This is a genomic window from Actinoplanes subtropicus, from assembly GCF_000721705.1.
Taxonomy (GTDB): Bacteria; Actinomycetota; Actinomycetes; order Mycobacteriales; family Micromonosporaceae; genus Actinoplanes; species Actinoplanes subtropicus.
In genome coordinates, this window is record NZ_JOJL01000014.1 from 92,240 (window position 1) to 117,334 (window position 25,095).

At 71.6% G+C, this 25,095-nt stretch carries 22 protein-coding genes; all 22 read right to left on the minus strand.

Annotated features, from left to right (window positions below; genetic code table 11):
* Window positions 1–182: 182 nt before the first annotated feature.
* Entirely contained in the window at window positions 183–1,172 is a 990-nt protein-coding gene (locus tag IH26_RS0120585) for a ParB/RepB/Spo0J family partition protein (protein ID WP_211268714.1), read from the minus strand.
* 627 nt (window positions 1,173–1,799) lie between these two features.
* Window positions 1,800–2,861, minus strand: coding sequence for a 3-deoxy-7-phosphoheptulonate synthase (gene aroF / locus IH26_RS0120590; RefSeq protein WP_030437853.1), 1,062 nt, complete (start codon window positions 2,859–2,861; stop codon window positions 1,800–1,802).
* Window positions 2,862–3,051: 190 nt separating this feature from the next.
* On the minus strand, window positions 3,052–3,492 hold the full coding sequence (locus tag IH26_RS0120595) for a GNAT family N-acetyltransferase (RefSeq protein WP_030437854.1): 441 nt from the start codon (window positions 3,490–3,492) through the stop codon (window positions 3,052–3,054).
* 125 nt (window positions 3,493–3,617) lie between these two features.
* On the minus strand, window positions 3,618–4,865 hold the full coding sequence (locus IH26_RS0120600; RefSeq protein ID WP_030437855.1) for an MFS transporter: 1,248 nt from the start codon (window positions 4,863–4,865) through the stop codon (window positions 3,618–3,620).
* Complete coding sequence (locus tag IH26_RS0120605) at window positions 4,862–5,923, minus strand: GNAT family N-acetyltransferase (protein ID WP_157437288.1); 1,062 nt, start codon at window positions 5,921–5,923, stop codon at window positions 4,862–4,864. The genes IH26_RS0120600 and IH26_RS0120605 overlap by 4 nt, the downstream gene beginning before the upstream one ends.
* The gene (locus IH26_RS55980; protein ID WP_169789784.1) at window positions 5,920–7,116 is read right to left on the minus strand and encodes an ATP-grasp domain-containing protein; all 1,197 of its coding nucleotides are present in this window, start codon (window positions 7,114–7,116) and stop codon (window positions 5,920–5,922) included. The genes IH26_RS0120605 and IH26_RS55980 overlap by 4 nt, the downstream gene beginning before the upstream one ends.
* 20 nt (window positions 7,117–7,136) lie before the next feature.
* Window positions 7,137–8,699 carry an AMP-binding protein gene (locus IH26_RS0120615; RefSeq protein WP_051808335.1) on the minus strand — a complete coding sequence of 521 codons (1,563 nt, stop codon included), beginning with the start codon at window positions 8,697–8,699 and terminating at the stop codon, window positions 7,137–7,139.
* A gap of 16 nt (window positions 8,700–8,715) precedes the next feature.
* Window positions 8,716–9,618 carry a histidine phosphatase family protein gene (locus IH26_RS55985; protein ID WP_051808336.1) on the minus strand — a complete coding sequence of 301 codons (903 nt, stop codon included), beginning with the start codon at window positions 9,616–9,618 and terminating at the stop codon, window positions 8,716–8,718.
* The gene (locus tag IH26_RS0120625) at window positions 9,615–10,694 is read right to left on the minus strand and encodes a pyridoxal-phosphate-dependent aminotransferase family protein (RefSeq protein WP_030437860.1); all 1,080 of its coding nucleotides are present in this window, start codon (window positions 10,692–10,694) and stop codon (window positions 9,615–9,617) included. The genes IH26_RS55985 and IH26_RS0120625 overlap by 4 nt, the downstream gene beginning before the upstream one ends.
* A gap of 5 nt (window positions 10,695–10,699) precedes the next feature.
* Window positions 10,700–11,833: a phosphonoacetaldehyde reductase gene (locus IH26_RS53740; RefSeq protein ID WP_051808338.1), complete on the minus strand. Its 1,134-nt coding sequence runs from the start codon at window positions 11,831–11,833 to the stop codon at window positions 10,700–10,702.
* Entirely contained in the window at window positions 11,830–12,945 is a 1,116-nt protein-coding gene (aepY, locus tag IH26_RS0120635; RefSeq protein ID WP_051808339.1) for a phosphonopyruvate decarboxylase, read from the minus strand. The genes IH26_RS53740 and aepY overlap by 4 nt, the downstream gene beginning before the upstream one ends.
* Window positions 12,942–14,072 (minus strand): Ldh family oxidoreductase, encoded by a 1,131-nt coding sequence (locus IH26_RS0120640; RefSeq protein WP_030437863.1) that lies wholly within the window; start codon window positions 14,070–14,072, stop codon window positions 12,942–12,944. The genes aepY and IH26_RS0120640 overlap by 4 nt, the downstream gene beginning before the upstream one ends.
* Window positions 14,069–14,923 (minus strand): TauD/TfdA family dioxygenase, encoded by an 855-nt coding sequence (locus IH26_RS0120645; RefSeq protein ID WP_245665340.1) that lies wholly within the window; start codon window positions 14,921–14,923, stop codon window positions 14,069–14,071. The genes IH26_RS0120640 and IH26_RS0120645 overlap by 4 nt, the downstream gene beginning before the upstream one ends.
* Window positions 14,924–14,931: 8 nt before the next feature.
* Window positions 14,932–15,669: a thioesterase II family protein gene (locus IH26_RS55990; RefSeq protein WP_051808340.1), complete on the minus strand. Its 738-nt coding sequence runs from the start codon at window positions 15,667–15,669 to the stop codon at window positions 14,932–14,934.
* Entirely contained in the window at window positions 15,656–16,402 is a 747-nt protein-coding gene (locus IH26_RS0120655) for a phosphocholine cytidylyltransferase family protein (RefSeq protein ID WP_030437866.1), read from the minus strand. Before IH26_RS0120655 ends, IH26_RS55990 begins: the two co-directional genes overlap by 14 nt.
* On the minus strand, window positions 16,402–17,625 hold the full coding sequence (locus IH26_RS0120660) for a pyridoxal phosphate-dependent aminotransferase (protein WP_030437867.1): 1,224 nt from the start codon (window positions 17,623–17,625) through the stop codon (window positions 16,402–16,404). Before IH26_RS0120660 ends, IH26_RS0120655 begins: the two co-directional genes overlap by 1 nt.
* Window positions 17,622–18,311, minus strand: coding sequence for a CDP-alcohol phosphatidyltransferase family protein (locus IH26_RS0120665; protein ID WP_030437868.1), 690 nt, complete (start codon window positions 18,309–18,311; stop codon window positions 17,622–17,624). Before IH26_RS0120665 ends, IH26_RS0120660 begins: the two co-directional genes overlap by 4 nt.
* Window positions 18,305–19,813 (minus strand): condensation domain-containing protein, encoded by a 1,509-nt coding sequence (locus IH26_RS0120670; RefSeq protein ID WP_030437869.1) that lies wholly within the window; start codon window positions 19,811–19,813, stop codon window positions 18,305–18,307. Before IH26_RS0120670 ends, IH26_RS0120665 begins: the two co-directional genes overlap by 7 nt.
* Before the next feature lie 11 nt (window positions 19,814–19,824).
* A complete protein-coding gene (locus IH26_RS0120675; RefSeq protein ID WP_084598961.1) occupies window positions 19,825–20,739 on the minus strand; it encodes an isocitrate lyase/phosphoenolpyruvate mutase family protein in 915 nt (304 codons plus the stop codon).
* 90 nt (window positions 20,740–20,829) lie between these two features.
* A complete protein-coding gene (locus IH26_RS0120680; protein ID WP_169789786.1) occupies window positions 20,830–21,927 on the minus strand; it encodes a glycerate kinase family protein in 1,098 nt (365 codons plus the stop codon).
* 245 nt (window positions 21,928–22,172) lie between these two features.
* Window positions 22,173–23,765 (minus strand): MBL fold metallo-hydrolase, encoded by a 1,593-nt coding sequence (locus tag IH26_RS0120685; protein ID WP_030437872.1) that lies wholly within the window; start codon window positions 23,763–23,765, stop codon window positions 22,173–22,175.
* On the minus strand, window positions 23,762–25,063 hold the full coding sequence (locus IH26_RS0120690) for a tryptophan 7-halogenase (RefSeq protein WP_211268715.1): 1,302 nt from the start codon (window positions 25,061–25,063) through the stop codon (window positions 23,762–23,764). The genes IH26_RS0120685 and IH26_RS0120690 overlap by 4 nt, the downstream gene beginning before the upstream one ends.
* Window positions 25,064–25,095: the final 32 nt, after the last annotated feature.

The window sequence follows — 25,095 nt, forward strand, 5'->3', positions numbered from 1 at the left end:
CGTTATCCGGCGCGCGGACCCACCTCTGAGTTGACTGTGAATGCGCGCCGACCGCACGCTTCAAAACTTCACTACCGCGTATTGCCAGCTCAGGTTCGCCGGCGGTGTCCAACTGTCCGTTCCCGGCAGTTGGACACCGCCGGTGGGGCTTGTTCGCGAGAGGCACCCGTCGCGGCGCGCCGTCAGCTGGCCATGCGCTCGCCCGGCCCGACCCGGGTGGCGAAATCCGACCACAGGTCCGCCAGCTGACGGGCCAGGTCGGCCACCACGTCGGCGCAGTGCGGGGGCACGTTGTCCACGATGGCCTCCCACTCCTTCGCCCAGCGGGAGTGCAGGGAGAGAAGCCGCAGCAGGTTACGGCCGGTGTCGGTGTACCGGAGCGCCGGGTCGCTCATCAGCCGGTTGACGGTGGAGCTGTCGAGCACCGGTTCCGGCCGTTTCCCGGGCCGGACCAGGTTCAATGGGTGCTGCTCCCGGTCCGGGGCGGTCCCGGTCGCGGGCGCGCCGTCGCGGGCGCGCCGGGTCGGCACCAGGTCCGCGCCGCTGTGCAGCCGGTTACGGACGTCCCGGGCCGTTTCCGGGGAGATCGCCGCGGCCTTGGCGACCTGCCGGAGCGACAGGTGGGGGTTCTCGGACATCAGCCGCCCGGCGAGCAGGCGGCCCGCGCTGCAGTCCAGCGGGCGTACCCGGCCGTCCTGTCCGATCCGGCTGGAGTCGCGGGCCGAGGTTCCGGCGACCCGCCTGCGGATGTCGGCGACCGTACCCGGGGAGATGCCGGTCACCGCGGCGACCCGGCGATCCGACCACTGGGGGTGCGAGACCGCGATGCGCTCGGCGGCACGCTTGCGATCGGCCAGGGCGAGCGGAAGACCGTGCGAGATGTTCAGCCATACCGACAACACGAACGCGTCGTCCTCGGGGCCGTCGTAGAACCGTCCGGCGATCGTCGCCTCCCCCCGCCGGAGCGCCGCGTGGACGCGATGGGCGCCGTCGATGACGCGCATCGTCGGCCGGTGCACCACGATGGGCGGCAACTCCCCTTGCGTCGCGACCATCGCCTCCACGTGCACCAGATCGGCGCCGGCGAGCCGGGGCGACCCGCTGAGGCTGAGTGAACTGATCTCCATCTCGATGATCGGCTGGTGGCTGATGTCCTCTTCGTCGGGCGTCAATGCAACTCCTAGACTCGTGACGCGCGCTCGACGCGCAACCGGCACGCAGGTGAGTCGACGCGCCCCGGTGAGATGGGGCACAGCCGACCCGACTGGCTCATCTGGCTGTGCGCCTTCCGGCCGCGAGCAACGTCGCGCGCCGCCCGGCGACGGATGTCCGGGCCGTGCGAGGCGAGCTGCCGGCGACCGGCCGTGGCGAATCCGGGCAGGGCGGTACGGCCCGGCCGGGATGTCCGTCGCGGCGGGCGACACAGAAATGGCCGCACGAAAGGCCGGCGGGCGAATGGTAATGAGTGCCCGGCCGTTCTGGCTTTCCGTTGAGAAGGTGAACCGGCGATCGGCCCACCGCGACCATGGTGGTGACCGACCGGAAGATCGCTTTGGATCAGCCTGAAGACATCGCTCTTCTCCCCGTGCTCGCTACCAATCGGCCGCGCGGCTTTCCAGCCGGGCGCGATGCCGGATCATCTACCAGCCGACCGAAATTAACATCGACCCTGAGCGAACCGTAACCCCTATCCTACGGAGCGTGCGCACCCCTAAGACCCGCCACCCCCTACCCGACTATGCGCGCCTTGCGGCATCTAGCACGTCTTGGCGAGGGTCGCACCGAAATCGTCGTGATCCTCAGCGGGATACCCCAGCGGCGACTTGTCCGAATTCGCCGGAAGGCGCGGCAAGCGTACGTCCCATCAGCGTCGACAGACTCGCTGCGACGTCGGCGATCTCCCGGATGTCGGATTCGGGTAGCGCCTGATCACCATCACAGAGTGCCGACTTCGGATTCGGGTGAACGTCGATGAGAAGCCCGTCCGCGCCCACGGCGATCGCCGCCCGGGCCAGCGGCACCACGAGATCGCGGCGGCCGCCCGAGTGCGAGGGATCCACGATCACCGGCAGATGGGAGAGCCGCTGCGCCACCGGCACCGCGCTGATGTCCAGCGTGTTGCGGGTGGCGGTCTCGAACGTCCGGATGCCACGTTCACACAACACGATGTTCAGGTTGCCGCGTTGCGCGATGTACTCGGCCGCGCTCAGCCACTCGTCGATCGTCGCGCTGAAACCGCGTTTGAGCAGGACCGGTTTGCCGGCCGAACCCACCGCTTGGAGCAGCGCGAAGTTCTGCATGTTGCGGGCACCGACCTGGAGCATGTCGGCGTACTTCGCCACCACGTCGACCCCCGCCGGGTCGACGACCTCGGTGACGACCGCCAGGCCCGTCTCGGCCCGCACGTCGGCCAGGATGCGCAGGCCCTGTTCGCCGAGCCCCTGGTAGGCGTACGGCGAGGTCCGCGGCTTGAAGGCACCGCCGCGCAGCATCGAGGCGCCGGCGGACTTCGCCATCCGGGCCGCCTCCAGCGTCTGCTCCGGGGACTCCACGGCGCACGGTCCGGCGATCACGGTCAGCGTGCCCGGCCCGATCGGCACCCCGCCGACCCGGATCTGCGAGCGCGCCGGATGATGCTCCCTGCTGACGAGCTTGTACGGCACCGAAACCCGGATCACCTGGAGCACGCCCGCCAGGCTGCCCAGGTTGAGCGCCTCGAAGTCGGTCACGTCGCCGACCAGGCCGACGATGGTGCGGGAGAGCCCGCGGCTGACGAACGCCTGTCCACTCACCGACCGGACGAGGCCGACGACCGCCTCCACCTCCGCCGCCGTGGCCTCCGGCGCCATCACAACGACCATGACAGTTTCTCCCCTCTCGCGTCCGCGGCCCGCACAAGGGGATACTAAGCACGACCGATGACCCGAGAATGGTGTCCGACTGTCCATTTTGAAGACACCGGCGGAAACGCGCCGGAAATGGTTTTCGAACGCTTGCGCAGTCGGACACAGCGCATTCCGGCCAACATTTGCCAACGCCGGGGCCGAGCGTTCAAACGGTATTGAGATCCTTGCTGAACCGGTGCGGCACCACCCGGTAGCCGGCCGCTTCGTAGAACCGGTGGGCCGCCGTGCGGTGCGCCGCGCTGGTCAGCTCCAGCTTGGCGCAGCCGCGCTGCCGGGCCGCCGTCTCCGCCGCGCGCAGCAGCCGGCCGCCGATGCCCGTGCCGCGGCGCGCCGACTCGACGACCAGCGCGGTGAGCCGGGCCCGGTCGGCGCCCGGCTCGTGGAAGAACACCGTGACGTGCAGGCATGCCACCCCGACGACCCGGCCGTCGAGTTCCGCGACGAGCACGGTGTCGGTGTCGGTGTCGGCCAGCTGCTTGATGCGTTCCGGCAGCGTAGTGACCTGCTGCGGGTAACCCAGCTCGGCCAGCAGCGGCGCCATCTCCGGCGCGTCCTCGGGCATCGCGGTCCGAATCGTCAACGGCATGCGGGGCAGTTTAGCCCTCGCCCCGGACGCCCTCGCCGCAGCGGCGCCACCACCGGTCGATCACGTCGCCGGGCCGGATGCTTGCCGCGCGGAAACGGGCGGTACGACCTCCAGCCGGCCGAGTGCTATTCCGGAACAGCCGTCGAATCGACTCGCTCCGATGACAAGGTAATCGTCCGTACGTCGGCCGGCAGCAAGGTCAGCAGCTTCGTGGCCAGATACAGCGTGCCCGCGCCGAGCAGCAGCGGCGCGGCTCCTACGACCGTCGCGAGGAATCCGCCCGAGAAATATCCGATCGGCCGCAACGAAAGCGACCCCAGCCAGTCGTAGGACGACACGCGGGACAGCGCGTCGGGTGCGAGCTGACGTTGCAGCACGGTGAACCACAGCGAGTCGGGCAGCGTAACGGCGATGCCGGCCGGCACCGCCGCCACGATGACGACCCAGGACGGGGCACGCACGGCCAGGACGAACAGCACCGGCGCGCCGAGCAGGTCGACCAGGCGGCAGAACACCAGCGGCCGCCGCGGCCGGACCCGCAGCGCCAGGGCATCGCCGACGATCTGGCCGACGCTCATCGCCGCGACGGTGACGCCCCAGATCAGAGCTCCACCCGCGCGCTGCAGGAGCAGCAACGGGCCGACGACCAGGAAGACCGCCTGGGCCAACTGCCCGACCATGAAGCCGAGGATGGTCGACCACACCCACGGACGGGTGATCACTTCCCGGAAGCCGGCGGCGAGATCGGCGACGAACGAGGTGCGGTCGGTGCGCGGCGCCGGCCGCACGTCGATCCGCGACAGCAGCCACCCACCGACCAGGAACGTGAACGCATCGATCAACAGTGCGACGCCCGCGTCGCCACTGACCGCCAGCACGGACGCGACAAGCGGCCCGAGGCTACCGGCGATGCTCCGGACCAGCGACAGCAGCGCGTTCGCCGGTTGCAGCAGCTCATCCGGCACGACCTGGGCGGTCAGCCCGTTCACCGACGGGAAGTAGAACGCGAGGGCGGTTCCGGTGCACGCCTGCGCGAGCACGGCGATCCAGAGGTGGAAGGCACCCGTGACGAGCATGATTCCGATGGCGGCCTGAGCCGCGGCGCTCACCAGGTTCGTCACGACCATGACCTTGTGGCGGGGCAGACGGTCGGCCCAGACGCCGCCGACGAGCAGGAACAGGACCGTCGGAACGCTGCTGGCCACCAGGACGAGGCTGTAGTCGTGGGCCGATCGGGTCAGGCTCAGCACACCCAGCGACAGCGCGACCGGGCTGAGCATGCTGCCGAAGATCGAAGTTGCCTGAGCCAGGAACTGATAACGGAAAGCGGGAACGCGAAGGGGCGCCGTCCAGTGCTGCCCGGCGGCGCTCATCGGTCGCCGCCCGCGTCACCGCCGACCGCCCAGACGGACGAGAGCGTCGCACCCCGCAACATCTTCGGCCGGCTCGAGCCCAGGCCCAGCTGCAGGAGCCGGCAACCGTTCTCGATCGCGAACCGCAGGGGTGCGTAGACCAATGCCTCCACGTACGCGTAGTGCCGGTGCGCCGATTCCGCGAGCCCGATCTCGTAGAGCTCGAGAACGTCGCCGTGCCGGCATCCGAACGACACCGCCAGCAGCTCGCCGCCGGGATCCCGGACGGTGAAGGCCAGCCGCCGGCCCAGCGCGGCACTGGCCCAGCCGGTCAGCCGCATGGCCGCGAGTCGCGGGTGGTCCGGGATGCCGTGCCGGGCCTTCACCGCGGCGACCAGGCCGGCCGACTCCGTGATCGCGTCCGCGGCCGGCACCGTCCGGCTCCGCAGCCCCCGCCGCCGCAGGCCGTCGAGGTCACGCCGTACGGTCGAGCGTCGCCCGGAGCTGAGCCCGCGAAGGTACGCCTCGATGCCCAGAGCGGGCACCGCCAGCTCGGCGAACTCGTCCACCGCACACGCGGCCCGGCGACCGCCCGCCCCGGCGCCGACGAAGGAATCCAGCTGAGCCTCGCGGACGTACAGCGAAGCACCCCGCAGGCCCCGCTCCCCGGCCTCGGCGAAGGCGCGCCCGACCAGCGCCGTTCCGACCCGGTGCCGTTCGGCGCCGGTCAGCTGCCCGGCCACGCTGTAGCCGGCGACGAGGTCGGCGGCCCCACCGATCAGCAGGTAGTCCCGCGCGTCCCCGCCGGAGCCGAAGATCTCCGGAGCGACTTGCCGCGGATCGAACAACCCGCTCGCGAAACGGGGCCGGATGCTGCGCCACATCGGCAGCAGGCCGACCACCGCACCGTCCGACTCGGCCAGCACCCAGGAGACGGCCCACTGGGCGTCGGGTGCCCGCCGGAGCAGGTCCTGCGGCGCCAATGCGGCGGAGATCTGCCACCACCGGCGGGCTGCCAGCCCGGGTGGCAGGTCGGCCTGCTCCCGCACCGACACCGTCATGGCGACGCCCACACTCATGACGGGACCTCGAGCACGGCCGCCGTGCGTGCCACCGCGTCGAGCCGCCGCAACCGGGCAGCCATCGACCCTCGATCGGCTTCGACGAACACCGCGTACAGCGCCTGCAGGGAGCCCGCGCGGGAATCCACCAGATCGCCCGGCCGGGCGCGCATCCAAGCCTGCCAAACTCCGGGCTCCCTCCGGAAGAGCTGCGGGCCGGCCATCTCCACGACCCGATGCCGGCCCTCGGGCGGCTGCACCAGCAGGACCGCGGCATGCTCGCGAAAGGCGATCGCCTCGGCCTCGACCGCACGGCCGGCGGCCACGTCCATGGCCCACCGTACCGGATCCACATCGGTGACGCGACGCATCAGATCGCCGATCCAGCCGCCCAGCCGGCCATTGACCTCGATGATTCGCGGCCCGTCCGGCGTCAGCTTGATCTCGGTGTGGGTGAGGCCCGACCGTACGCCCAAGGCGGCGAGCGCCGCGGTCGCCAGGTCGCGCAGCGGGCCGCATTCGGCCGGGGCCAGCAGGCTCGGTGTGAGCAGGCCGCGCTCCCGGAAGGGCGGCGCCATCGCGAGCCGGTCGGTGACGGCGAAGTGGGTCGGCACTCCATCCTGGACGACGGACTCCACCGAGACGAAATCGGCCAGCACGTCTCCGTACGGGTGCACGCCGGGCGCCAGCATCTCCTCGACGATCCAGTCGGCCGGGCTCCCCGGATCGGCCGCGGCCGCGGCGGCGAACCGGCGTACGTCCGCGGCCGAGTCACATCGCTGGGTCCATCGACTGCTGTCACTCACGGCGGGCTTGACGACCGCCGGGAACCCGATCCGGGCCGCGGCCGCCGGCAGGGCGGTCGGCGCGGCCACCGCCTCGAACCGGGTGACGCTGACGCCGGCGGCGTTCAACGCCCGCCGCTGCTCCACCTTCCCGGTGAGCAGCCGCGCCGTTCGTGGCGTATGGAAGGGCAGGCCCAACCGCTGCGCCAGGTCGGCGGCCGGCGGCACGGCCGCGTCGCTGAACGCCACGATGCCGGCGGGTTCCCTCCGCCGGAGAGCCATCAGGTCGGCGGCGTCGGCCGGTGGCCGGACGACCGGTGCCATCCGCTCCAGCAACGGATCCGGCTCGCCGACGAAGACGATCTCGTACCGCCCGTGTCCGGCCCGGATCACGTCGCGCGGCCCGGCCGTTCCGGGTGTCCGCACGACAAGCAGCGTCGGCCCGGTCATGACGCCCGGGCCAGGAGTTCGCGCAGAGCGAGGTGGTCGACCTTCCCGTTCCGGTTGACCGGGAACGAGTCAAGCCAGATCACCGTGGTCGGTATCTTGTAACGGGGCATCCGCCGGAGCAGGTAGGTCCTCATCTCCTCGAGCGGTCGCGGATTGCCGATCACCGCCGCCCGCAGACAGAGCCCGTCCCGCCCGTCCGGCAGGGCCAGCACAGCGGCGTCGAAGATGTCCGGGTGGGAGGCGAGCTGATATTCCACCTCGCCCAGTTCGACGCGACGACCGCTGAGCTTCACCTGCCGATCGGCCCGGCCGAGGTGCAGCAGGCCGTCGTCGACGACGCGTACCAGGTCGCCGGTGCGGTACCACCACTGCTCGGGAACCGTGCCGGGCTCGTCCATCAGTACCTCCGCCGAGCCGTCGGTCAGCCGGACGAAGCGACCCGGGTTGTCCGCCGGCGCGAGATAACCCCGGAATCGCTGGGCACCGCGAAGGCAGAGTTCCCCCTCGGCGGCCGAGGCCTTGTCGCCGTCCAGCAGGAACCAGTCGGCGCCCGGGTGCACGGTGCCGATCGGGACCGTGCCGTTGCTGGTGGCGGGCCACGCGGTGACGTCGGCCGGCAACTCGTACTCGACGCAGGTGACGGTCAGTTCCGTCGGGCCGTAGGCGTTGCGGATCCGAGTGTTCGGCGCGGCGTCGACCCAGTCCGCGACCAGATGCAGCGGAAGCGGTTCGCCGACGAACATGCTGTAGCGCAGGGTCGGCATCGAGCCGGGACGCAACCTTCCGGACCGTCGCGCGTACGCCACGATCGACGGCACCGAGTACCAGTGGGTGATGCCTCGTTCGCGCACGTAGAAGGCCGGCGAGAGCAGCTCGCGACCGCGGGGGACGACCAGCGTGCCCCCGGAGGTCCAAGCGGCGAACATGTCGTGCACCGAGGGGTCGAAGGTGAGCGCATACGTGTGGGAGAGCCGTGCACCCGGTCCGGCGTCCGCCCGCGGCACCGCCTCGTCCAGGTAGGCCACGAGATTGCCGTGCGTGATCTGGACGCCCTTCGGCCGGCCGGTGGAGCCGGACGTGAACATGATGTACGCCAGGTCGCCGGGCCGCACTTCGTCGCCCGGCCGGTGGGACGGTGGGTCCGCATCCGCCGGGTCCACGACGACGACCCCGGCGTCCCGGACCGAGGCGATGAGGCCGGGATGGGCCGGCGGGTCGGCCACGATCGCCGCGACGCCCGCGGCGCGACAGATCTCGACGTTGGCGGCGACCGGATTCTCGGGGTTCAACGGTACGACCACGTGGGCCTGCCGCCAGCACGCCAGGTACCAGGCGTAGGTGCTCGGGACCTTGTCCCCGACCAGGCCGACGCGACTCTGCCGGGGCAACCGCAGCCGGGCCAGGCGATCGGCACAGCCGCCGATGGCTCCGGCGAACTCGGCGTAGGTCAGCCGCGCCGAACCGGTGTCGAGCGCGATGCCGCGCGGATGCCTCGATGCGGTCAGCAGGACCCGCTCCAGGGTGAGCACCTCGGGGGCGAACGAGCCGTAGTCGGTCATGACCGCGCGCCTCCGCTCACTTCTCGGCCACGCTCTCGCACGCCCCGGTCACGGCGTCGAGCGTGCCCTCGACGAACAGCACTTCCAGCGGGAACGCGATTCCCAGCCGTCCCTCGACGCGCTCGGCGAGGGTCAGCGCCAGCTGGGAGTCACCGCCGATCGAGAAGAAGTCGTCATCGCCGTGCGCTTCGTCCAGCCCTAGGACGTCGCACCATTCCTGTCGCACCGCATCGGCGACCGCCGCCTTGTGCACGTGGACGAACCCCTCTCGATCGCTCCCGTCGACGCGGTCTTCGCCGCGCGACTCCTCCGGTCGGTCGTCGCTCAGGCGGAACCGGCCCGCGGCGTCGACCGTGATCCGTACCGGCTCGGTGTGCCCGGGATGGCGGTACCGCGCCCAGTAGCGGTGGGCCGGCACCCGCTCGCACCGGGCCAGCGCCGCTATCAGGGTGCCCTTGTGCCCGACGACGAGCACGTGTCCGGGTTGCGCGCGGGCCAGTTCGGTCAGGCGCTCGCAAACCCGCTCGGACATGGCCTCGTAGGGCTCGCCGGCGGTCCAGCCCGTGCCCTCGCCCGCGGTCCAGCGCCGCCATCGCCCGGGAAAGCGCGTGGCGATCTCCGCGTCGGTGAGGCCGGCCCATTCGCCGAGGTCGACCTCGCGAAGGCCGGGGTCCGGGCGCACCGGGAGACCGTGCGGCCCGGCTATCGTCACGGCGGTCTCCATGGCGCGCGCGAGATCGCTGGAATAGACCGCGTCGAAGCGTTCACCGGCGAGCGCACCCGCGCTTTCGGCGGCCTGCCGGCGACCGGTGGCGTTCAGCGGGACGTCGGTCTGCCCCAGCGACCGCCCCTGCCGGTTCCAATCGGTCTCGCCGTGGCGCACCAGCACGAACGAGGTCGCACACTCCTCCGGGGTCATGTCCAGTCCTTCCCGATCTCGGTCAGCGCGGCCAGCAGGTCGTCGATGTCGGGCTCGCTGACCCAGCCCAGATGCCCGATCCGGATGGTGTCGGCATGCCAGTCCTCGCGGCCCGCGCTGACCGCGATCCCGTGGTCGGCCAGTCGCCGGCGGACCGCGGCCGCGGTGGCCCCGGGACCGGGGATCCGAACCGCCGTCACGGTGTCCGAGCGGCAACCGGGTTCCGCCCTCACCACGACGCCCAGGTTCGCCAGCCCGGCGCGCAGCCGGCCGGCGAGCGTCCGGTGCCGTTCGAAGACCGCCGCCAGGCCTTCGGACTCGATCTCGGCCAGCGCGGCGTCCAGCGCGAACAGGACGGTGACCGCGGGCGTGTAGCTGGTGGTACCCGCGTCGACCGACTCGGCCATCCGGACCAGGTCCAGCGACCATCGGGAACCGGGATTCGCGGCGGCGACCCGCAGAGCCCGGTCGCTGACCGCGACCAGAGCCAGGCCGGGTGGCGACATCAGCGCCTTCTGCGTCACGCCGACGGCGATGTCGATGCCGTGCCGATCGACCTCCACGGGCATTCCGCCGACGCTCGACACGACGTCGACCAGGAGAAGTGCCGCGCTCTCCTGGTGCACGACGGCGGCCAGCTCGGGCAGCGGATTGACCGCGCCGGTAGCGGTTTCGTTGTGCGTGAGCAGGACCGCCTTGACCGCTCTGCGCCGTCGCAGCAGACGGCGGAGAGCATCCGGAGCCGCCGCCTCACCCCAGGGCACCTGGAGGCGGGACACCGCGGCGCCGAACCCGGCGGCCACGTCCGCGAAGCGGTCGCCGAAGTAGCCGATGGTGACGGCCACGACCTCGTCCCCCGGCGCGATGACGTTGCCGGCGGCGACTTCCAGCCCGCCGGTTCCCGAGGTCGTGAACGGCAGAACCGGGCGGCTCGAGCCGAACACCGGTTGCAGGCGACGGCTGATGCCGGTCAGCATCGTACGGAACTCGGGTGAGCGGTGGCCGACGATCTGCCGGGCGCCGGCTCGGCGTACCGAAGGCGGAAGCGGAGTCGGTCCGGTCAGACGAAGGTTCATCGCCGTCACCACCGGGCCAGCAGCATCCGCCGGGCCGGCCCCGGCTCGACCCGGACCGGGGAGTTGACCGCGCGGGTCGAGCTCAGCGCCTGGCCGACGAGTTCGTCGAGCTCATGGCCGGAGGCCGCGTAGGCACGCATCCGAGTCTCGAAACCGACCGACGCCACGATCGCGGTCATCCGCGCCCCCAGCTCCTGCGGGCCGGCCGCACCGAGCATCGCGGCCAGTTCGGCGAGTCGCGCACCGACGAAGTCCGCCCCACGCCGGTCGGCGCAGAGCGGCCCGTGCAGCCGGTGGACGTAGTCGAGCAGCCAGCAGAGATGCAGGGCGCAGGCAAGTCCGTGGGGCACCCCGAGCCGCATGGTCGTGGGATAGGCGAAGGCGTGCGCCGCCGTGGTACGGGTCAGATCGATCGCCCGGCCGGCCAGCAGGGAGGCCGAGGCCAGCCCGGTCCGGTCCTCGACGGTCAGCTCGCGCACCCCGCCGTTCGCCAGCGGCACCAGCAGTTCCAGCGCCTGGCCGGCCAGCGCGCGCGACGCGACGGTGGACCGCACCGACCAGTACGACTCGATCGCGTGCGCCAGGGCATCCAGAAGACAGCTGAACATGACTTCCGGTGGACAGGTTCCGGCGAGCTCGGGGTCGATCACGGCCGCGTTCGCCAGCACCGCGTGATGGTCGACCGAGTATTTGCGCTGCGCGTGATAGACGGTCGCGAACCGGGTCACCTCGCTGCCGGTGCCGCTGGTCGTCGGTACCAGCACCAGGCCCGGCCCCGGGCGGCGGAGATCGTCGGCCGACCCGCCGACCACCGTCCGGGCACCGGCCTCCCCCGGCGGGAGCACTCGGATCAGCTTGGCGACGTCCATGCTGGATCCACCGCCGACACCCACGATCAACCCCGGACGGCGCCGGTACGCCCGCTCGCAGCCACGAAGCACGTCCGTCAACCGCGGGTTGGGGGTGAACTGGTCGAAGGTGTCGACGGCGACCGCGCCCAGCAGGTCCAGGATGCCGGTCCGTGCCCGGGCCCGTTCGCTGCCGACGACGAGTACCCGGTCCGGGGCCCAGCGGCGCACGAGGTCCGCGACGACCGGCAGGCAGCCGGCGCCCAGAGTGACATCGACGCCGGTTGTCATAGCGCACCGCGCCCGGGGGCGGCGGCGAGCCGGGCGTTGACCGTCTCCCGCAGACGCGCGCTGATCGCCGGCGCCTCGAGCGATCGGGTCGCCCGCGGGGGTGCCTGGGCCGGCCCGATCGCGATGTCGATCACGACGAGGTGCGGTCCCGGTTCGGCGGCGACCCGCCGGAGAGCCGATTCGACGGTTTCCGGCGTACGGCACCAGTGGCTGGTGCGGTAACCGGCTGCTTCCCCGAGCCGGGCCCAGTCGAGCCGCCCGGCGCAGGTCGGCTGCCCGCCGGTCGATTCGTACGCCGCGTTGTTCAGCACGACGTGGACCAGATTGGGCAGTCCGGCGCTGCCGGTGGTCACCATGGTGCCCAGGTGCATGACGGCCGCGCCGTCACCGTCGAGCACCCACACCCGTTCGCCGGTCGTCCGGGCGGCGCCGACGCCCATGGCCAGCGCGTGACCCATCGCGCCCTGCATGTAGAAGTTCCCCGGCCGGTCGCCGACCGCGAACAGCTCCCGGGCGATGTAGCCGGTGGTCGCGAACACCAGGTCCTGATCGACGTGCCGGACGACCGCTCGGATCGCATCGCGCCGGGTCCAGCCCGGACCGCCGCCCGGCGCGCCGGCCGACTTGGCCATGGTTCGCCGGCCCACCAGCAGCGCCGCGGGCGACCCGGACCGGAGAACCTGGTCGAGCTCGTCGAGGGCGTCGCGGAGCAGCGCCGGATCCGGATCGAGGACCCGGTGGGCGACCTGGCAGGCGGTGAGGATCGCCGGCGTCGCCGGCCCCATGACGCTGTGCTGAACCTCGTCGTCGGCGGGGTCGGGCCAGCCGCGCATGCTGACCACGAGCAGTACCGGAATCCGGTACGGAACGACCAGCGAGGTGAGCGGATTGACGAGGTTGCCGACTCCCGAGTTCTGCAGGAGAACCGCGCTGCGTCCGCCGGTGACCTGAGCGCCCGCGGCCATGCCCAGCGCGGCCCCCTCGTTCGCGGCCGCCACGTACTCGCCGCCCAGCTCGTCGATGACCGAGCCGAGATAGGAACAGGGGACACCGGCGAAGAACCGGAAGCCGCGCGACCGCAGGGCGGCCACGAACGCTGCACCGTCGATCATGTCGGTTGCTCCTCATCGGGTGCCCGCACCCGGCGCGGCGGGTCGACCTCGAGATCGCCGGCGAGGGCGGCCACCGCGGCGGCGACGTCGGCGTCGAGGGGTATGCCGTAGCGGCGCCCGTGCCGGCGGCTTGCCCGCTCCTGATCCCCGGCGATACGTACCGACGGCGCGCCGGTCGCGGGGCGGGTTCCGCGTATCTCGGCGAACATGCGGGCGGCCTCGGAACGGAACTCCGCGGGCGTGGTCAGGTGCCCGACGTCGACGCACAGGACGAAATGGCCGAGACCGGCGCCGTCCGAGCCGTAGACGTGCCGGCCCCACCGAGCGCCGGCGAGCGGACCGCAGAGCAGGTCGGCGATCATGCCGAGGCCGAAGCCCTTGTGGCCGCCGAAGTCCTCCCCCGCGCCACCGAGTGGCAGCATCGCGTGCCGGTCCGGAAGACGCAGGCCGGCGAGGATGTCGCGGAGGTCGGTGGCGGGGCGGCCCTCGCCGTCGATCACCCAGCCCGCGCCGATGTCGCCCACGCCCCGGCCGGCCATCCGCTCCAGCCGCCCACGCGGAACGACGCTGGTCGCGGCGTCGAAGACGAAAGGCTCGTCGACCGCCGTCGGCAGCGCGATCGCCAGGGGGTTCGTGCCCAGCATCCGTTCCGCCCCGTTGGTCGGCGCGACCTGTGGCGTCGCGTTCGTGGTGACGATCGTCAGCAGCCCGGCCCGGGCGCCCAGCCGGGCGTAGTAGCCGGCGACACCGAAGTGGTTCGAGCGGCGCACCGTCACCGCGGCCGTGCCGTACTCGCGGGCCTTGTCGATCGCGAGCCCGACGGCTCGCGTCATCGCCGGTTGCCCGAGGCCGTTGCCGGCGTCCAGCACCGCCGTGGTCGGGCCCTCACGAACGATCGAGGTGCGGTTGTCGGCGGCGATCGTGCCGCGCCGGATGCCGTCGACGTAGCGACGCAGCCGGCTGACCCCATGGCTGTCGATGCCGCCGAGGTCGGCGGTCACGAGGACGTCGGCGACCACCTCGGCATCCGCCCGGCCGACCCCGACGGCGGTCAGGCACTCGGTCACGACCCGGACGAGCTCGTCGGCGGCGACGGTGATCGGAACGGTGTCCGCGCGGGTCGTCATGAGTTCTTCCGGATCCAGGTGCGCAGGAGCAGTCTCTTGCGGCCCCCGCCGGCGGAATCCTCGAAGGTGGTCCGCCCGTGCAGCACGCGGGTATTGTTGATCACCGCGAACTCGCCCGGCCGCAGCTTGCCGGCGATCCCGTTGGCCGGGTCGGAGAGGACCGCGTCCAGCGCGTCGAGCGCGGCCCGCTGCCGCGTCGTGCAGGGGGCGACGCCCGGGTGCCGGTGGCCGATGTCGATGTAGTCACGGAGATACGTGATGCCGGTACCGTGCTCGTCCTCGAAGAGAACCGGCTTGCGCAGGGTCGGCGGCTCGCCGTCCGGCTGGTCGCCGCGCCGGTCGAAGTGCCACGGCTCACGCAGCGCGGACACCAGGTCGGGGACGTCGTGCAGCTGTTTCAGGACGGTGTCGACGTGCACCACGCGCAGCGCACCACCCCGGTCGGCCTGGGACACGCAGAGCAGGGTGAAGTAGTCGGGCAGCGGGAAGGCACGCTCGGCACCGTCGGTGTGCAGGCTGCCGCCGAACCGGGAGTCCGCGTACCGCGCGGTCGCTCCCTCGCCGATGCGGGTGCCCCGGTCGGTGACGTCGCGGACGAGTGTCCCGCTCGCGTCCTGCGGCATGATCGTCCCGAGGTGCCGCGACAGGCGCCGGGACACCGCCCGGAGTCGGTCCGGCTCGGCGTCGAACCCGGTCAGCACGAGAATGCCGGCGCCCTCGTCCACGCTTTCCCGCAGGCGTTCGCCCAGCCACTGCCGGTCGGCCGGGTCCTCGATGTCCCGGTCCTCGAGCAGCGCCGAGCGCATCGAGGACGGAACGGCGTAGCGCTGCGCATCGAAGGCATCGTTCATGGTCACCATCAGCTCCTTCGGGTGCTGCGATAGGGGGCCAGGACGGTCCCCAACGAGTCGGCCAGTTCGGGCCAGCCCGCGGCGGACGGGATCAACGGCCCTCCCGGTACCGGCCATCCGGTCACCGCACCGGTGGTTTCGGACGCCCAGGCGGCCAGCACGGCCGGCTCGACCGGCTCGGCCGCCGGATGCAGGAGCGTGACCGGCAGGTCCAGGACGGCACCCGGCCGGTACACATACCGGCTCACCAGGCGGATGTCCGCTTCGATGCCCGGCCGCAGGAGGGCGAAGGCTCGGGGATTGGGCACCGCCGCCCGGTAGAGCCGCAGCTCCTCCTCCATGTCCGGAGCGGGGCCGCCCGTGGTGTGGGTGGCCGGCGGGGTGCCGTCGACCACGAGAAGAGCGCGGCAGTCGGCGGTGTGGCCGCGCAGCGCCCGCAGCAGTTCGAAGGCGAGAAGCGCGCCCATGCATCGCCCGAACATGACCGTGGGCCGCCGGGGGAGCGTGGGAAAGTCCTCCACCAGCCGCTCCACGACGTCGTCGATCCGGTCGAGCGGCGGTTCGGCGAGCCGGGTCTCCCGGCCCGGCAACCGGACGCCGAAGACCTCGACGTCGGCCGGAAACCGGGCGGCCCAGGCTCGATAGGGTGCGACCCCGGAACCGGCCCAGGGCAGGCAGACGAGATTGATCGACGCTTGCGGCCGGGCGAAGAAGTCGACGTAGAACCGGCGGTCACGTCCCGGCATCGGTGCTCTCCCGCCGGCCGGCGAGCCGCCGGACGAGCCGCTCGGCGACGGCCAGGTCGGGCCGGCTGTCGACCTCGGCCCACTCTCGTTCGTCCGCGGGTACGGTGCGGACGTCGTAGGTCGCGCTCAGGTCCACGATGGCCTCCTCGTACCAGTCCCGGTGGCCGCCCGCGTCGAGACGGCGGCCGATCGCCTCGGCCAGCCTCGTCGCGCCCTCCGCGGACCAGTACGACACCCCGAAGAACTCGCCCGCCGTCTCGCCCACCGGCAGGCTCTTGCTCATGCCGGTCACCTTGCCGTCGGTCACGGCCGCCTTCATGTCGATCGCGCCGTACGGCTTGGAGACGTCGATGGCGAGACGATCGCCCCCGGCCTCCAGGAGCCGGCCGACGAGGGCCGCGTCGACCACGACGTCGCCGTCGACCAGGCAGAAGCCGTCGGTCCAGCGGTGCCGGGTCAGCCACAGCGAGACGATGCTGTTGGTCTCGGCGTAGTCGGCGTTGTTCTCGAATCGCACGGCGGGCCGCTCCGGGCACCGCCGGACCGAATCCTCCAGCACCCGGCGGTGGTGCCCGGTGACGACGACGGCCTCGGACACGCCCGCGTGTCCCAGCTGACGCAGGGTGTGCCAGATCAGTGGTTCGCCGTCGACCGGGACCAGCGCCTTGGGCATGGTGTCGGTGAACGGCGCCAGGCGCGAGCCGAGACCGGCCGCCGGAATGATCGCGAGCATCAGGCCCTCCGGGGTATCTGGTTGCTTGTCCCGGCCGCCAGCGCGGCGATCCGGCCCAGAGCCTCGTCGAGCCGCTCCGGCCGGCCGGGAAAGGACAGGCGTACGTGGTCTCGGGAAGTGGTGCCGAAGGCGGAACCCGCCACGACGGCGACGCGCGCCCGCTCGAGCAGGGCTTCCGCGACCAGGTCACCGGCGGCCCGGTCGGCACCGGCCGCGCCACCGGGCAGCCGGCCGGCGAGGTCCCGCACGTCGGCGAAGGCGTAGAAGCCGCCGTCGGGAAACCGGACATCGATGCCCGGGATCTCGGCGAGGCCGGCGACGAACGCCTCACCCTGGTGCCGTACCTGCCGGACCTGCCGGCCGACCCGGGTGTCCAGGTCCGGGTCGGCGAGGGCCGAGGCGCAGGCGAGTTGAACGACGTGGTTGACCGCCAGGTTCCCGAAGGTGTGCGCCTTCGCGGCCTCGGCGGCGAAGCCCGGTGCCGCGATCAGCCAGCCGATCCGCCAGCCGGCCATGCCGAACCGCTTCGACAGGCTGTTCACGGTGATTCCGACGTCGGGTGCGAGGGCGTGGAGGTGCGCGTGCCGATGCGCGTACGAGAAGTTCTCCAGCACCTCGTCGTAGACGATCCGCAGGCCACGCCGCCGGGCCAGGTCGGCGAACCGGGAGAGCAGATCGGCGGGACAGACCACACCGGTCGGGTTGGCCGGCGAGTTGATGATCAGCATCCGGGTCCTGCTCGTGACGGCGGCCTCGACCCGCTCCGGGTCGAGCGCGAAGCCGTCGGCCGGGTACGTCGGCACTCGTACCGGGACCCGGCCCAGCACCGCGACGACCGGCTCGTAGAGCATGTAGCACGGATCCGGCAGCAGGATCTCGTCGCCGGCGTCGCTGCCGGTGAGCACGGCGAGGAACATCGCGCCGGCCGCACCGTGGGTGACGACGACGTCGGCGTCCGGGTCGACGTGGACGCCCTGGCGTCCGTACAGCCCGGCGATGGCGGCCAGCAGCGCCGGAGCCCCGCGAACCGGGGCGTAGCGGTCGTGCCGGGCGGCCGCCGCGCCCTGCCCGGCCAGGGTGAGCGCGAGCTCGGCGCGGACGATGTCCGGCGGCCCGTACGCCGGCAGACCCATCGTCAGATCCACGATGCCGGGATCGCGGGCGACCATTTCGGCGATCCGGCTCGACTGATGTGCCGGCAGCCGGGCGAGCAGTTCGTTCACGGCGCTTCTCCCGGCGCTTCGCGACCGGCCAGGCGGACGACGGCGACCAGGCGCCACAGCAGGTTCAGCACCGACACACCGGCCACGACGAGGACCGCGGCCAGGAGCACCACCGCGCGGCCGGTGACACCCTCGATCACCAAGCCGAGCGAGAGCAGCGTGAACCGGGCATCGCTGCCGGACGTGAGCCAGCAGAACAGGCCGTCCGCCTGCCGCTTCGGATAACCGCGGCCGAAGGCGCTGCGAAACTTCTCCGACGACACGACGAGCAACAACACGGCGGCCAACAGCACCAGGCCGGCTGCCGGGCCCCAGTGCGGGTACGTCCGGCGCAGGTCGACGGCGAGGGCGAGCACGAAGGCGCATTCCACGATGCGGTCCACCATCGTGTCCAGGAAGTCACCGAGGCGGCTGGTCTGGCCACGCAACCGCGCGACCTCGCCGTCCACACACGACAGCACGCTGAAGGCAGTGATCACGACGGCCGCCACGATCGGCCATCCCGCGGCCGCGGCCGCCGCGGCGGCCAGCCCGGCCAGCAGACCCCATCCGGTCGCGGCGTTGGCCGACATCCGGGGAGCGACCAGCGGCGACACCCGGGCGGACACCGGCCGGTGCAGGTAGTGGTTGTAGGGGCCGTCGGTGGCGGGCTTACCCAGACGGCGTATCGGCCGGGCGGTCACCATTGCCGCTCCAGGAACGTCGCCAGTGTCCGCAGGTGCTGGTCGGCGAGCCGGTCGACCGTCGCCGGCCGGTAGGCCGCGAGACTGTAGTGCCAGCCGATCACCAGCTCCCCGTCGACCACATCGGCGGTGACCTCGAGATTGTAGGGCTGCAGGCCGTGCGGTAGCCGCCAGAGCCCGGCACCGCGGTCGACCTCCGCGATCGAGGCCGGCGGCGGGGCGGCGGGTCCGCCTCGATAGTTCACGTACAACTCCGGCTGCGGCAGCTCGGCCAGCTGAGCGGCGATCCGGGGATCCGCCAGCCACCGCAACGCCAGGAACCCGAGGGCATCGCCCGGCATCGCGGCCCGCGCCCGGGCGACCGCCGCGACGGATCCGGACGTGTCGTTCACCGCGCCGAGGTCCACCACCAGCGGGTCGATCGCGGCGAGCCAGCCCACGATGTCGCCCACGGTCCCGAAGCCGGGCAGTTCCCGGCCCGGCCCGTACATGTCGACGGCGATCGTCGACGTGTCGAGCCAGCTTCGCCAGACGTCGCAGAGCGTGCCGATGAAGACGTCCCGGGCGGTCCGGCCGGACACCGAGCGGCGGAGCTGCCTCGTCTGGGCGGCCGGCAACCGGCGGGAGGCCACCTGAACACTGGCGAAGGTTCGCTCACCGTCGAGGTCCACCGGGACCGCCGCGAGCCGGTCCCACGGCCGGGTGCGCCAGTACCGGGCGCGTTCGGCGGCCAGCGGGCCGGATGCCGCCTCCGCGAGCAGGGCGGCCCACGACCGGTAGGAGATGGTGGGCGGAGTCAGCGCGGCGCCGGCCAGTGCACGCTCGAGGTCCGCGGTGATCGTCGCCCAGGAGAAGACGTCGTAGATCAGGTGGTGGACGACGATCAGCACCTCCCGCCGGCGAGGCGCCGCGAAGTCGAGAACGACGAACCGGGCGAGAGCGCCGGCGGCCGGGCCGACCTCGCGGTGGGTCTCCTCCAGGATCTGCCCGAGCGTCTCCTCCGTGGTGTCCGCCGGAAGCTCGCGGACGAGGACCGGAGGCAGGCCCGGCCGGTCCGCGACCCGCCCGTGCCAGCCGTCATCGTCGTGGCCGATGACGAGCCGGAACGCCTCGTGACGCTCGGCCACGGCGGTCAGCGCGGTGACGAGCCGGTCCACCGGCAGGTCCTCGGCCGGCCGGAACCACGCGACCCCGTTGTAGCGCTCGGTCGAGCGGTTCTCCTGATGAAGGAAGCGCAGCTGGCTGGGCAGCAGCGGCACCCGCGCCGATTCGGCCGGCCGACGGGGTGGCGTCACCGGGCCCACCCGGGCCGCCAGCTCGGCCACGCTATCGGCCAGCATGAGATCTTCCTGGCCGACCAGGATTCCGGCGCGGGTCGCGAGTTCCGAGATCCGGACCGCGGTCAGGGAATCGCCGCCGAGATCGTAGAAGTTGTCGTCCGGCTTGACCTCGTCGACCTGGAGTACCGACCGCCAGATGTCGATGAGTGTGTCCAGCTGATTCATGTCCACCACCCTCAGGACGCCAGTCGAGGCTTCGGACCGCCACCGGCGGGTTGTTCGTCCATCGCCGTCCACGTGGTCATGTCCACCAGATCGAAGATCTCCTTGATCGGCGTGATCTCACCCTCCACGGGGGCCGAGCCATCGGCCGCGCTGATGGCGGCGAGGACCTCCTGGGTGGCACGGACCGACGCGCGCAGCGTCTGGTTGGCGTAGATGACCATGGACACTCCCTCCGCCGCCGCCTGGTCGGCGGTCCAGTGCGGATAGGTCGTGGGCACGACCACGACCGGTCGCCGCCGCTGCCAGCGGGACAGGAACGCGCGAATCTCCTCCGGCCCGTTCCGCTTCGAGTGGATGAGGACCGCGTCGGCGCCGGCGTCCGCGTACGCGTTCGCCCGCCGCAGCACCTCGTCGACGCCCATGCCGGCGACGAACGCCTCGACGCGGGCCACCACGACGAAGTCGGCGCGCTGCTGAGAACCCTTCGCCAGCTCGATCCGCGCGGCGAACTCGTCGATGTCCTCCAGCACCTGACCCTCGTCCACGAAGCTGTTCCGCTTGGGGAAGACCTTGTCCTCGATGCAGACGCCGGCGACGCCCGCGGCCTCGTACCGCCGGATCATGTGCGCGATGTTCGCCCGGCCGCCGAAGCCGGTGTCGCAATCGGCGAGCATGGGCAGCTCGGTCGCGACGTCGATCGACACGGAGACGGTCAACAGCTCGGACATGCCCAGCAGGCTCAGGTCGGGCAGCGCCTGGGTGGCCGACAGCTCGAAGCTCGACGCCCAGATGCCGTCGAAGCCGGCCCGCTCCACCAGGCGAGCGGTGAGGGCGTCCCGGGCCCCGGCCAGGCGCGCGACCCGGGGCCGGGTCAACAGGTCCCGCAGGTGCGCCGCCTTGGATCCGATCCCGAAACTGATGTCCACGGTGGTGTTCTCCTTCGTGACGGCCGCCGGTGACGGCAGCGGGCAGGGCAGGGGCAGGCCGGCAGGTGGATCCGGGAGAAGGCGGTCCCGTCACCGGGGAGCCGGATCGGCGCAGAGCCGGGTGTGGTGCTCGCGCACGATCCGCTCGGCCGCCCGCCGGATGTCGGCGGCGCCGACCTCCGAGCCGTTCTCGCTCAATGGCAGGCACCGGGTGCCCGGCGGCAGCAGGTGGCCGGGGATGTCCGCGGTCGCCGAGACGACGGTGCACGGTACGCCGTGCCGCGCGGCCATGGCGGCGACGGCCAGCGGCAGCTTGCCGTCGGCGGACGACGGGTCGACCCGCCCCTCCCCGGTGATCACCAGGTCGGCGTCGCCCATCAGCGACTCCACCCCGGCCAGGGCCAGAAAGAACTGGCTGCCCGAGGAGGCGGTGGCGCCGATCCGGCTCAGGCCGGAGGCGAGGCCGCCCCCCGCGCCGTACCACGGGCGAGACAGGCCGGCGGAGCCCGCCGGTAACAAGTGTTCGGACAGCGCTCGCAGCATGGTCTCGAAACGCGACACCGTCCGCGGGTCCATGCCCTTCTGGGGGCCGAAGAGCCGGGCGTTGTCGGCCAAGGGCGTGCGGACGTCGCTCAGCACGGTGAGCTCGACCCCGCGCAGCAGCGGGCTGAGCCGGCTGGTGTCGACGGCGGCGATCTCGTGCAGTTCGCTCGGCACCGGGGACCTCGCGCGGCCGGATCCGTCCAGGAACCGTACGCCCAGCGCGGCCAGGGCGCCGGCGCCCATGTCCAGGGTGGCGCTGCCGCCGGCACCGATCACGATCCAGCGCGCGCCCCGCGCGGCCGCCGCGAGGATCAGCTGGCCGGTGCCGAACGTGTTGGACCGCAACGGATCCCGGGCGGCCCCGGTGAGCAGCCGGAGCCCGCTGGCCGCGGCCATCTCGATGAAGGCCGTGCCGTCCTCGGCCACGGCGTACCCGGCCTCGACCGGGCGGCCCAGCGGGTCCCGGGCCTGGGCCGGCACCTCGCGGCCCCCGACCAGGCGCAGCCATTGTTCCTGGCTGCCGTCGCCGCCGTCGGCCAGCGGCACCGCAACGACGGAGACCGACGGGCCGGCGGCTCGCGCACCGTCCGCCGCGGCCCGCGCGACGACGGCGGAGGTCAGGGTGCCGCGGAAACAATTGGTCACGACGACGACTTTCATGGATCCCCCGTAGTCGGCCGACGGCGTCATTCACCATTCGAAGTGATCGATGGCTGGTGGGCTGCCCGAATGCATGGATATTCGCCGGCGCCACGTCGCGGTCAAGATTTGTTAACGCCGATGACCGCGACCGTTCGAACATATGCCGTCGTCGCTTAACGGTCAACCGGGCCTCATGAAAGAAGCACCGGAACCCGTCCGGGTTCCGGTGCTTACGGGTTCGGCGATCTTCAGGGCTGCGACCAGTGCCATTCGTGCCGGTCCAGCAGGTGGCCGGACTTCACGCCGTTGTTCGAGCACCAGGTCTCGAACTCGGCGATCTGCCGGAGCTGGTAGGAGTCCTCGTTGTAGCTGGTCGCCATGACGTGGCCGAGCCAGCTCTCCTCGCCCATGGCGTAGATGTAGACCTCGTCGACACCCAGCTCCGTGACGATCGCGCTCGCCTGCTCCGCGTTGGAGCCGGACATCTTGCGACTGTCGCTCATGGCCTTCGGCATCGGGCGGGTGATCAGCGGCTGATACTGCCAGTTCAGGGGGGCGCCGTCGCATTCCATGCCGAGGAAGGCGATGTCGACCGGTCCGAGATGCGTCCGGACGTAGCGGTAGAGGACCGGATCGAGGCCGGACGAGTCCGCACCCACATAGATGGTCTTCCCGCCGAGACTGATCCAGTACGTCGACTTCGCCCGGATGTCGAGATCGGCGTGCTCGCCGAAGAACGGAGTCGCAACGATCTTGCCGCCGGGGAACTTCACCTCGTCGAAGTCGTCCACCTCGACGGCGTTCAGCCCGAAGGATCTGAGGTAGAGCGCCAGCGAGGGATCGCAGAGATTGCCCCGCGAGGACCTCGGCACGATGAAGGCACCCACCCGGCCACGCAGTTGAAGCAGGGTCTCGGGCACGAGGTGGTCGGAATGCCCGTGGGTGATGATCACGTAATCGAGGTGATCAGGCAGATCGTTGTACGTGTACCGGCCGGTCGCGTCGGTGTCCGCGCTGAGGAACGGATCCGTCATGATGGCGACCTCGGGCGTCTGCATGAGCAGGCAGGCGTGGCCCCAGTACCGGATCCGGGCGCCGGCCGCGACGTGCCGGTCGGCGGCGAGGGCGGGCTGCGGAACCAGCAGGCCGGAGAGCCGCTTCGCCTCCGCGTCGCCGAGTTCCAGCGCCTCCCGGAGGGTGGCCAGGGTGGTGGGCCTGATCCTGGACAGGAACAGTTCTTCCAGGCCCGGGTGCCGGAAGGGGATGTTCAGCTCCAGCACCTCGGGCGAGGGCAACCGCGGGGTACTCATCACGAAGGGCCGCTCGATTCCGGTCTCCACCGAGAGTTGAACCGCCTGGCGTTCCTCCGTGTAGGCCTTGCTGTGGTAGACGAGCGGCTCCTGGAAGTGCAGCGAGGCGGCGTTGCCGGTGTCGTATGCGATCTCCACCAGACCCGACAACTCCGCGGGCAGCTTCGGGTAGAGCGGCCTGAGGTCGTAGCCGGTCGCCTCGTTCGCCACGGTCTTCTCCGCCTCGGCGATCGCCTCGGCAAACCGGATCATGGCGGCCCGATCACGTCGGATGGCGGCGAGCAGCGCCTCGACCTCATCCTTGCGCCGGTCGTCGACGCCGACGAAGAATCCGCCGCGGAACTTCGGGTTCCGGCTGCCCGAGAAATGCAGGTCCGGCGCCTGGAGGTAGGACTCCAGCATGGGTATCTGCCGGAAGGCGAGGTTCATGGTGGCCGGAATGGGAGCCGTCGCGTAAAGCGTGGCGTAAAACCGGTCTACCAGCGGCTCGACAATGGTGTTGGGCCGGAGAAAGAGACGCTCCTCATTCACTTCCGCTCCTCACGATCAATTGATTTCCACTTCATTCCGTCGGACGAGGCCACCAGTCCGCCCGGGAACAGCGGCGTCTCGGGGACGTCCGACCAGCCGTACGGCAGCCCACCGGCCAGATCCGCGAAGGACTCCCGCTCGCCGTGCTCGTTGTTCGTGACCCGCTTGGCGTGCCGGAAGTACGCGTCCTCGTTCCCGCTCGGGTCGTAGAACCCGGTCAGGAACTTGTCGTACGCCTCGTACTCACGGCGGTACCGCGCCTCGAACTCGGTCAGGGCGGTCTTCTCGTCCAGATCGTCGTCGAGGACGCTGGTGATGGAACGGGCCGCCAGCAGCGCACCGTGGGTCGCCAGATGCACGCCCGAGGCCAGCACCGGATCGACGACGCAGGCGGCGTCGCCGACCAGCACCATCCCGGGGCGCCAGAACGTCGTCTGGCAATAGGCGTGATTCTCGCTGATCCGCAACTTCCCGTACTTGCCGGCGATCACCCGCGCCGCGTCCGAGAGCAGCTCCGAGATCAGCGGGGATTCGGCGAGCAGAGCCGCGAAGGCCTTCTCCCGGTCACCCTCGAACCGGTCCGCCATCTCCGGCCGCACCACCACGCCGACGCTGCTCAGGCCTCCGGTCAGCGGGGTGTACCAGAGCCAGCCGCGGTCGGACGCCACGGTCAGGGTGTTGCCCGAGTAGGGCGCCGGCTGGCGGCAGAGACCGAAGTAGCCGGACAGCGCCAGGCCGCGGAAGACCTCCGAGTAGTTCCGGGTGCCGCCGACACTCGCGTGAAGCCCGCTCGTGCCGCCCGTCGCGTCGACCACGAACCGCGCACTCACCACCCGCTCATCGCCGTCGGGATCGGTGTAACGCAGGCCGCCGGCCCGCCCGTCCCTTTCGACCACGCCGGTGACCGAGCAGCCCGCCCGCGCCTCGACACCCTTGCGCGTGGCGTTGTTCAGCAGGATCTCGTCGAACCGCGCCCGCTCCACCTGATAGGCGAACGAGGTCCGGCCGGTCAGCAATGGCGAGTCGGCGAAGGAGAACGTCCACGGCTCGGGATTCGTGCCCCACCGGAAGGTGGCACCCCGCCGGACCCGGAACTGTGCCGCCACCAGCTCATCCGTGACGCCGAGCAGCCGGCACACGCCGTGCACCGTGGACGGCAGCAACGACTCGCCGATCCGGTACCGGGACGGGGACTCCTTCTCCAGCAGCAACACCCGGTGACCCGCCATCGCCACCAGCGTGGCCACCGTCGAACCGGCCGGCCCGCCGCCGGCCACCACCACGTCGAACTCTTCCACCGGCACTCCCTGCCCTCCACCTAGTGCTGATC

Bases quoted from the DNA above. Each gene is read 5' to 3' on its own strand.
- aroF (WP_030437853.1), bottom strand. From the start codon at position 2,861: ATGGTCGTTGTGATGGCGCCGGAGGCCACGGCGGCGGAGGTGGAGGCG.
- IH26_RS0120595 (WP_030437854.1), bottom strand. From the start codon at position 3,492: ATGCCGTTGACGATTCGGACCGCGATGCCCGAGGACGCGCCGGAGATG.
- IH26_RS0120600 (WP_030437855.1), bottom strand. From the start codon at position 4,865: ATGAGCGCCGCCGGGCAGCACTGGACGGCGCCCCTTCGCGTTCCCGCT.
- IH26_RS0120605 (WP_157437288.1), bottom strand. From the start codon at position 5,923: ATGAGTGTGGGCGTCGCCATGACGGTGTCGGTGCGGGAGCAGGCCGAC.
- IH26_RS0120615 (WP_051808335.1), bottom strand. From the start codon at position 8,699: ATGACCGACTACGGCTCGTTCGCCCCCGAGGTGCTCACCCTGGAGCGG.
- IH26_RS55985 (WP_051808336.1), bottom strand. From the start codon at position 9,618: ATGACCCCGGAGGAGTGTGCGACCTCGTTCGTGCTGGTGCGCCACGGC.
- IH26_RS0120625 (WP_030437860.1), bottom strand. From the start codon at position 10,694: ATGAACCTTCGTCTGACCGGACCGACTCCGCTTCCGCCTTCGGTACGC.
- IH26_RS53740 (WP_051808338.1), bottom strand. From the start codon at position 11,833: ATGACAACCGGCGTCGATGTCACTCTGGGCGCCGGCTGCCTGCCGGTC.
- aepY (WP_051808339.1), bottom strand. From the start codon at position 12,945: ATGATCGACGGTGCAGCGTTCGTGGCCGCCCTGCGGTCGCGCGGCTTC.
- IH26_RS0120640 (WP_030437863.1), bottom strand. From the start codon at position 14,072: ATGACGACCCGCGCGGACACCGTTCCGATCACCGTCGCCGCCGACGAG.
- IH26_RS0120645 (WP_245665340.1), bottom strand. From the start codon at position 14,923: ATGAACGATGCCTTCGATGCGCAGCGCTACGCCGTTCCGTCCTCGATG.
- IH26_RS55990 (WP_051808340.1), bottom strand. From the start codon at position 15,669: ATGCCGGGACGTGACCGCCGGTTCTACGTCGACTTCTTCGCCCGGCCG.
- IH26_RS0120655 (WP_030437866.1), bottom strand. From the start codon at position 16,402: ATGCTCGCGATCATTCCGGCGGCCGGTCTCGGCTCGCGCCTGGCGCCG.
- IH26_RS0120665 (WP_030437868.1), bottom strand. From the start codon at position 18,311: ATGGTGACCGCCCGGCCGATACGCCGTCTGGGTAAGCCCGCCACCGAC.
- IH26_RS0120670 (WP_030437869.1), bottom strand. From the start codon at position 19,813: ATGAATCAGCTGGACACACTCATCGACATCTGGCGGTCGGTACTCCAG.